The organism is Nocardia panacis, assembly GCF_003598715.1.
Classification (GTDB): domain Bacteria; phylum Actinomycetota; class Actinomycetes; order Mycobacteriales; family Mycobacteriaceae; genus Nocardia; species Nocardia panacis.
On sequence record NZ_QZFU01000021.1, the window covers coordinates 1 to 7,970 of the forward strand.

General features: G+C 63.6%; 8 protein-coding genes. 1 reads left to right on the forward strand and 7 read right to left on the reverse strand.

Annotated features, from left to right (window positions below; all coding sequences use genetic code 11):
• Positions 1-30: 30 nt before the first annotated feature.
• The 7 genes from D5S18_RS18770 to D5S18_RS18800 all read right to left on the reverse strand — a co-directional run bounded on the left by D5S18_RS18770 (position 31) and on the right by D5S18_RS18800 (position 7,386).
• Positions 31-516, reverse strand: a complete 486-nt coding sequence (locus D5S18_RS18770) for a hypothetical protein (RefSeq protein WP_203236804.1) — start codon at positions 514-516, stop codon at positions 31-33.
• 54 nt (positions 517-570) lie between these two features.
• On the reverse strand, positions 571-840 hold the full coding sequence (locus D5S18_RS18775; protein ID WP_120042372.1) for a hypothetical protein: 270 nt from the start codon (positions 838-840) through the stop codon (positions 571-573).
• Positions 841-1,157: 317 nt separating this feature from the next.
• Positions 1,158-3,779: an ATP-dependent DNA helicase gene (locus D5S18_RS18780; protein WP_120042373.1), complete on the reverse strand. Its 2,622-nt coding sequence runs from the start codon at positions 3,777-3,779 to the stop codon at positions 1,158-1,160.
• Complete coding sequence (mobF, locus tag D5S18_RS18785; protein ID WP_120042374.1) at positions 3,776-4,954, reverse strand: MobF family relaxase; 1,179 nt, start codon at positions 4,952-4,954, stop codon at positions 3,776-3,778. Before mobF ends, D5S18_RS18780 begins: the two co-directional genes overlap by 4 nt.
• A 613-nt stretch (positions 4,955-5,567) precedes the next feature.
• Positions 5,568-5,894 carry a hypothetical protein gene (locus D5S18_RS18790; protein WP_120042375.1) on the reverse strand — a complete coding sequence of 109 codons (327 nt, stop codon included), beginning with the start codon at positions 5,892-5,894 and terminating at the stop codon, positions 5,568-5,570.
• A 157-nt stretch (positions 5,895-6,051) separates the two neighbouring features.
• Positions 6,052-6,513: a single-stranded DNA-binding protein gene (ssb, locus tag D5S18_RS18795; protein ID WP_120042376.1), complete on the reverse strand. Its 462-nt coding sequence runs from the start codon at positions 6,511-6,513 to the stop codon at positions 6,052-6,054.
• Between the two features lie 468 nt (positions 6,514-6,981).
• Positions 6,982-7,386 carry a hypothetical protein gene (locus D5S18_RS18800; RefSeq protein WP_120042377.1) on the reverse strand — a complete coding sequence of 135 codons (405 nt, stop codon included), beginning with the start codon at positions 7,384-7,386 and terminating at the stop codon, positions 6,982-6,984.
• 337 nt (positions 7,387-7,723) lie between these two features.
• Here D5S18_RS18800 and D5S18_RS18810 point away from each other — a divergent pair.
• The coding region (locus tag D5S18_RS18810) for a hypothetical protein (protein WP_147404011.1) at positions 7,724-7,970 on the forward strand (247 nt) is incomplete at its 3' end.

The window sequence follows — 7,970 nt, forward strand, 5'->3', positions numbered from 1 at the left end:
GATGCGAGCGGCACCTGCGGCGAATTGTGTTCACGCGATGTCCGAGCTGATCGGCCTGGTCAGGTCCCGCAGAGCGTCGTCGTATTGGTTGCGGTCGAACCGGAATGGACCGAACGCGCTGTAGTCGCGTGCTCGGCGGGGTTGTTCGGAGCAGTCCCAGATCACGAGGTCGTCGGTGACGGTGATCTCGGCCAGGAGTGGCCAGCAGCCCCACTCGCCGCAGTCGCACACGAGTACGGGTGTCTTCGATCCGGTTGCCATGGTGGATCTTCCGTGGAAGTGGTCGTCCATTCGCAGGGTCCGAGCGTGCGCCGGGATGAGGCCACCGTATGCCCCGCCTGCGGGGTGCATACCTGCGTCGAGTTCGAATCTGTCGATCAGATCGGTCAGTGGCACGCCGTCGATACGTGGGGTGACCCGGTCACGTCGGTGGATCGGAAGTATTCCGGCGAGGTGCCAGCGGCGGGCATAGGTCAAATGGACCTGTATGTAGAACTGGATCTTATTGATGGCCATGGTGAGCTCCCGTCTCGTCGGTGGATAGGTACGCCGCGGCTTCGTGTAGCTCGTCTATGAGGATTCGGGCGGGGTATAGCGGTGCACATATGGGTTGAACCCGAATTCACCGGCCGGATCGACAAATTCGGCCTCGACCTCGTCGGACCATTCGGTGCGCGCGAACAGCGTCGGGAATTGCTCGGCCGGACGGGCAACTTCGCCGGATGGCCAATCCAGTTCCGGAGGTGGATCTTTCAGCAACGTCGTGATGGTTGGTACGGAACGGATGCGTGTGATGGTTGGAGCCGTGGTCGCGAGCAACTCGGCGAATCGGACCAGCACCGGTAGTGCATCGGAGTAGTGCCGGGGCCATGGTCCCGAGCCGTGCGGGCGCTGAGACCGAGTGGGTGAACGAGAAGGGTGGTCCGGTCATCCGCATCGCCGGAGACCAGCCACTTGCCGGGGATCACCGGCAGGGGCGCGCGGCGCCCTTTCCATAAGAGAAGATCACTGCGCCAACATATACGGGTACCCGCTCCACCTGCAATATCCGCTCGAACAGGTGCAGACCAACCTGGTGATTCGATCCGACGTCTCAATCGCAACAGTTGGACGAATGCCCGCTGACCACAGCCGGGATGAGTTCTTGCAGGGGCAACCTATCGTGACCGTCGGCGGCGGACAGGCATTGGTAGCCGGTGCCGAGGGATTAGCCTTCGCCGCTGCGTACTCGGTGGAGCCGAACGAGGTGGGTTGGCCGGAACGACGGCCGGGTTGTCGGTCACCGCAGTCGGCCTCGTGCTGCTGTGCGGCTGGTCAGCGACAGGGGCGGTGCGGTGGATACTGTCGTGCAGTTCCGTTGCATACCTTGTAAGTTCGGCGTCGTGTCCGGGATGAGTTGCGGGTAGTTTCGTGAGTAGCGCGAGGTCGCGTAGTGCTCGAAAACCGCTGTCGGGCGAAGCGGTGGTGGGGAAGCTGCCGAGGTGTTCGCTGATCCAGATGTCTGCGCGTGCTCGGAGGACGGCGGCGGTGTCGCGGGCGTTGGTGAGTGATTGGCCGAAGTCTCGATGGTTGTCGGTGCAGATCGCGGCGACGAGTTCACCGGCGTCGAGTCCGTGTGCTTCGGCTAGGGAGACGGTGTCGAGAAGTGTTTGGTAGTTGGCGGATCGACTTGCTGCGTGGAAGAAAACGGTGGGCAGAGCGCGGTCGAGCAAGTAGGTGCTGTGGGCAGTGGCAAGGTGTCGGCAGGCGTGGGTGTAGGCGGCGCGGCGGCGTCGATCGGCGGCGGCCTGTTCGCTGCGGATGATGTCGGTCGCAGAGAGGTTGTCGTCCTCGCGGGCGAGGACTTTCGCGAAGACTTGGTGCGGTTCTGAGGGGTCGTCGGGTTGTTCGTCGCCGCTGAGGTCGATGAGTTTGTCTGTGGCGAGGTAGATGCGGTTGAGATGGCGGCCTCGGGTGAGTCCGACGTAGGCGAGGGCACGGCCGAGGGTTTCGTTCATCAGGATGTGGGCGTGGTCGGCGGTGGCACCTTCGGCTCGGTAAATAGTTGTGGCATAGCCGAGTTCGACGTGGTGCCGGATGTATTCGGCGGGGAGATGGATGGATCCGCGGTGGCCGATTCCGGTGGCGGTGATGGTGTTGTCGGGGTGGATGCGGTGAATGTGCCAGAGGTCGCCGTTGTCGATTTGGGTGCCGGTTCGTGTTCCGCCGGTGATGCGAAGGCGGCGGTTGTTGAGCCGGGTGATGATGACGTCTCCGGGATATCCGGTGTGGCCGTCGGAGAGCGGGATTTGTGTTCCGGTCGTCTGGATGTGACCGGTGGTGGCATGCGCTGCTTGCGCGGCGGCGTTCAGAGCCGCGACATCGTCGAGGGTCGCGGCGATCATCAGGGACGAGATTCCGCGGGCTCGGTCCTGAAGATGCTCGTGCAGGATTTCTTGGCGGAGTTCATCGTTCATACCGTGGGAGATGCGGCCGTGAGTGGCGTAGAAATCCCACGCGGCATCAACATCGCCGCTTCGCACGGCGAGCGTGGCTTGGGCTTCTTCGGGATCGGAGAAGCGGATCAAGCGGTGCAGTTGCGGCACACGGAGGTCGCGGGCAATGGTTCGGATGATGCCGCCCGCTTGGACGGCGGAGAGTTGTCCGGGGTCGGCGATGCAGCGGATGATCGCGCCTTGGGCGCTTGCGTGGCGAAGTACTGCGTCGAGATCGGCGGTCGCGGCCATCGTGGCCTCGTCGATGAGGATCATCGTTCCGGGGGTCACTCCGGTCGGCAGGCCGTGGTGGGCTTGGGTGAGCAGTGTGGCGATCGTTTTCGCGCGCAGGTCCAACTGGGTGCCGAGCACTCGAGCAGCGGAAGCGGAGGGAGCGAGCGCGACGACCGTGCGGCCGGAGGCTTGCCAGGCGTCCGAGACTGCCCGCATCGCAGTGGTTTTGCCGGACCCGGCGGGACCGACCGCGACGGAGAGCAGCATGCCGCTGCCACACAGATATCGTGCGATTGCGCGCTGATCGTCGCCCAGAACAACATTCTGGTCGCGGTGAATATCGGCGATGGATTTGTCGACTGCTCTGTCCGGTAGCGAGATCGTCGTTGGTGTGCGGGCGGCGTTGATCAGGCGGGCTTCTGCGTCGAGTACTGCCTGGGAGGTGTAGCGGATGGCGCCGGTGACAGTGAAGATGCTTTCACCATTGCGGCGGGCAAGGGCGGCGGGTGTCGGGTCGGGGTCGATCGTCAACTGTATGGACAGGCGGTCGCGAACGTGCCCGGTGACTTCTTCCACTGCATCGCGATGAGCTTGATCGCTGTCGAATTCGCACAGGCCTACACGGTCTTCGACCGCTGATCGGATGTTGGCTTCGGTCCACGTCGAGCGGCGGCCCGCAACGGTCTGGAGCACCTCGGTCGAGGCGGATGACAGGTCATAAGTCGCGCGCACGCGGGCGTTGTGCGCGGCGGCGATCCGTTCGAGGAGTTCCGGCGAGGGGGCTGGGGAGAGTAGTTTGCGCACCACCTTCGAGGCGCGGTCGTGCTGGCGTGAACTGTCGAACAGGCAGCTGGCAAGTGCGGTTTCTATCGCGCGGTCGAGCTGCGCCCGATTGGCTGCGGCCAGGCCGGCGACTCCGGCGAGTTGCACCGCGACGTCGGTGGCGATGTCTTCGGCATCGAGGGGCTTCTCGTTCCGGGTATGTTCCCGCAGAAGGCCGCGTACGAACTCGCTTCCGGCCTGGCCGTGCGGAAGATACGCGGCTGCGCGCAGCGCCCATTCGCCGATCATTTCGCGCAGTGAGCGGGGGAGTGGTTGGCATTGCGGGATTGCAGCGTGGCCTGCTGCGCGAGCTTGTATTGCGTGGCAGGGCTCGGACTGTGCCCGTGTGCGGCACGATATTGCGCGACGAGTACTTCGGTGCGGGCGATGATATCGACCCGGCGCTGGGAGAATTCGCCGATCATTTCGTCGTCGACGCCGACGACTTCGAGGACGGGTTGTTTACCTCGGCCGCGGTACCGCTCCTCGAATCGGAATCCGATGTGGCGGCGGAGCATTCCCGCCATCGTCGCGTTGTACCGGCACGACAGGGCGACTGCGCCACCGAACAGCGGTCGTGCGTCGAGAGCCGACCACGTGCCGTCGCTACCCTGAACCTTGTTGGAAATCACGGCGTGAGTGTGTAGATCCATGTCGCCGGATCGGTTGTCGAAGTGATCGAACGCGGCGATGATGAGCCCGTCGGCGTCGATCTGCTGAATTCCATTGCGTCCGCGTCGGGTAACCGCGTACTGGGATTCCGCCCAGGACAGGACTTCCCGGACCGCCGCTGTGTGACATTTCCAGATTGCTGAGCGTATCTGATCGTCACCGAGCCCCCAAAGGATCGAGATCGACTTGGGTGGCGAGAATACGCAGTCGAACCCGGCTACTGCCTTTCGGCTCTGCGCTTTCTCCTCGGACAGTGCTGCTTCGATTTCGGCGCGGTCCGGCGGGCGGCCGTACTCGGTGGTCAGGTGATCACGTGCGGCTTGGGTGCGGAGGACGGTTCGTTCATCCCAGGTCGGACGCCTGCGATGTTTGGAGGTGAATGTGAGGATTCGTTGTTCGAGGATGTCGTTGATCGGTGATGGAGTGGTGGAGAATTCGTAGAAGGATCGGCCGAGCTTCGCGCCGACAATCGCTTTGTGGGCTGTTGCGCCCGAGGCTATTTCGCGAGCAATGATCAAGTTTGCTTCGGGGTGCATCCCTTCGCCGAACAGCGCTTGCATCTGGGCTTCGGTGACGGTTCCCGAAAGACCCAGTGCGGCAGCGCCGTTGCCGATCCACACGCCTGCCGGAGTGCCGTGACGGGTGTAGTAGTCAGTGAGATCGCGTGTCCGATCGCGCTGACGGTCGGCGGTGGCTACCTGTTCCGTCAGATACAGGTAGCCATCGCCGGCGTGCAGTCGATGGAGGGTCATCACCCTTTCGAGAGAACCACTCGAGGCGAGAATTGAAAATCATTACCCGCCAGTAGCATTGTGATGCAAGAGGTGTGTCGTGGAAAAGAAATGAAACCCATATGGCAAGTGGGAGTATGGATTGCACGGATTGTTCGGTGGGTGATCGAATGGAGTGCACGAGAATTCGATAGATGTGTATCTGTGAGTGATTGATTCATCGAGTCGGGCCGTTCCGCCGCTGGAACGGCGAACGGAACCGGAGGTGGATATGGGAAGTGAGCGAACGGTTTCGGCGCGCAAGTGGGCGCGTGCGGTGACGACCGCATTGCTCGAAGAGCAACAGCGAGTCGCGCGGGCGAACGAGGCGGACCTGGTGGAGTTCGGCAAGCATCGCAATCGACTGGCACGTGCACAGGTTCGCCGCGATGCCACGATCGAAGCCGCCATCAGGAGATACGAGATCATCGAAGGCCAAGCGGTCGCTGCGCAGGGTACGGCCCTGTCGCGGCTGATCGGCAGAGGCGTCGATGACAAGAGACTGCCGGAGCTGACCGGGGTCAGCTTGCAAGAAGTGCGACGGCTACTGCATGCCGCTGCCCCGCAGCCGGGTCCTCAAAGGAAGCAGCGGCGGTCAGCTCCGATCGTGAACCGAACCGCTGGCGATGGTGGAGCGGGGAACGAGGCGACGCAGGCCCGGCAGGCCGAAGATTCGGAACGCGAGCCGGGAACCCCAGGTACCTTGTTTGGCCGCCCACGCCCAATTTCCGGCGAGCCACACGATGATCCCGAGTCCGAGCCAGGCCAGTCGGTGCGGTAGAGCGAAGGACGGGAGGAACACGATGGCCAGGAGTGAGTCGAGAACGACGAGAAATCCGATGATCCGAGCGAGTGTCGGGAACGCCCACCAGACCAGCAGCAGAAGCAGCGCCGCAGCGGCGGCGAACCAGACAAGCCCCATCGGTGACCTCCTAGGCATTCGCTCCGCACGACCTACGCATCCCATTGCAGCGCGGAACCGGTCGGGTCGTGGCGGATTGGTCGGAAAGCCGCTGTGACCAGCGGCGGAGCGGGCCGCCCAACTCTGAAGTGTGCGGCCCGCTACCGGGTCGCAGGAATCAGAACGGCGGCCGATCTCCGGAAGCTACCGCCATTGCCGGTTCGGGTGACGGCACCGCGGCATCGTCGCGCGGTGCGCCCGGCACGACCGCACGCAGCTCGACCTTGGCGACATCGGCAACGGCGTATCGCAGTGCCGGTCCGATCTCGTCCACCAAGACCTCGGTGACCCAGCGCATTTCCCCTTCGTCTGTCTCATAGGTGCGTTGCTTGAGCCGCCCGTACACGATGACGCGCATGCCGCGGCCGAGCGTTTCGGCGGCATTCTCGGCCATGGACTCCCAGATGTTGCAGCGAACGAACATCGACTCGCCGTCCTTCCACTGCTTGCTTTCGCGGTCGAAGAATCGGGAATTCTGCGCGACGGTGATTGTTGTGACCGCCTTGCCCGACCGCGTGTGCCGCAGCTCGGGATCCTGGGTCAGATTGCCGATGAGAGTGATGAATGCATCCCCGGCCATGGCGAACTCCTCACTGATCGATGGGATTCCGAATGGACCGGCAATCCCGGATGGGCCTGTGCCCGTGGGACTGTCGATCTGCGGCCGTGGCCATCGGGGTTGGGCCGGGCCCGCCAGGGTCGGCGGGGGTTCCGCGCCGGGGCGGGGATCGCCGCAGGCGACCGGAGCGCAGCGACGGCCTTGTCCCCGCCCATATTCAGCGCGGGTTCATCGCCGATTCACCCGGTCCGGCCCTGATCCCCTTGGGGCTGATCGCCAGTTCCGCGGACACGCCCGATCACTTTTCGAGTTGCATGCTTGAGAGCGCCTGGTTCCATGAGCTCATGGCGAATCGGCTTTGTCCGAGCGCTGACGAACTATTGGTGGCCTGCGCAGTCAAACGGCCATCATCCTTGGCGCTGAGGCCCTGATGGCAACGCGCGTCGTGTCTTTGTTCTGGTGGCGCCTAATAACTTAGCCAGCGGCGTATCACGTGCTCGGGCAGTGTTTCGCGAGCAGCTCAAGGATTTCGCCGCTGCCGATGACCTCGGTGGCGAGACCGGCGAGCACCCAGCGCGTCGCGAGCTCGTCCACGGTAATGCCCAACGTGTCGGCGCGGACCTGGAGCACCTGGTCGACCGCTGCGGACACGTGCAGCGCAATGGTCCGCCGCGCGGCCGTGCCTTCGCCGATGAATCTCGACCATATCCAGTCGGTGCAATTGGTGACGGCGCGGTCTATCTGGTCGGGCGAGCGGCTATAGCGCCCTTCGGTATTGATTCGCTCGGCTGCTTCGGCGATGGCGGCGCGGAATGTCGCCTTGTCCGCGTATCGCGATGCCTGTGGGTAGGCCCAGGTGCGCAGGGCCTCGAAGTACTGCTTCGCCGGATTCATCGCAGCATCGGAAGACATGCTCCCCATGGTCGCACGAGGTGCCGACAAGGTTTGTCCAATGATGTTGTGGCACTGGATATTCAACCGACCGGGCGGATTCTCGTAGGGCCGGGCTGTTTCCTCGACTGGGGTTCGGAGTCGAGTTCGGTGCTGACGTGCGGATTCAATTGCAGTTGAAGGGGACTTCGAACATCGGCGTGTCTACTACTCAAGTCCAGTACCGTGCTTTCAACTTCTTCAGCGCGGGGGTTGTCGGGATGGCCGGGGATTCGTCATTGCATCTGGTCGGGGTTCATAATCTCCGCCGTTTTGGAGGGAGAGCCGAGGAGATCGACGGGTGAACTGGGTTGCCACTGTGATGGCTGGCGCTGCGGGAGGCTTGGTCGTCGAGGCGGTCGCGTTCCTGACCAACCTCAACGAGTATCGGCAGGCGCGCAGGAAGGCGCGGGCGGCACGGAGAAAGCTGGTGCCGCACTGGGATCGGTTCTTCGATCCCAGGCCCGACGCGCTCGCTGCTGCCACTCGCCTGATCCTGGGTGCTGCGGCGGGTGGTTTGTTCCACGGCCAGGTCACCACCATGCTGG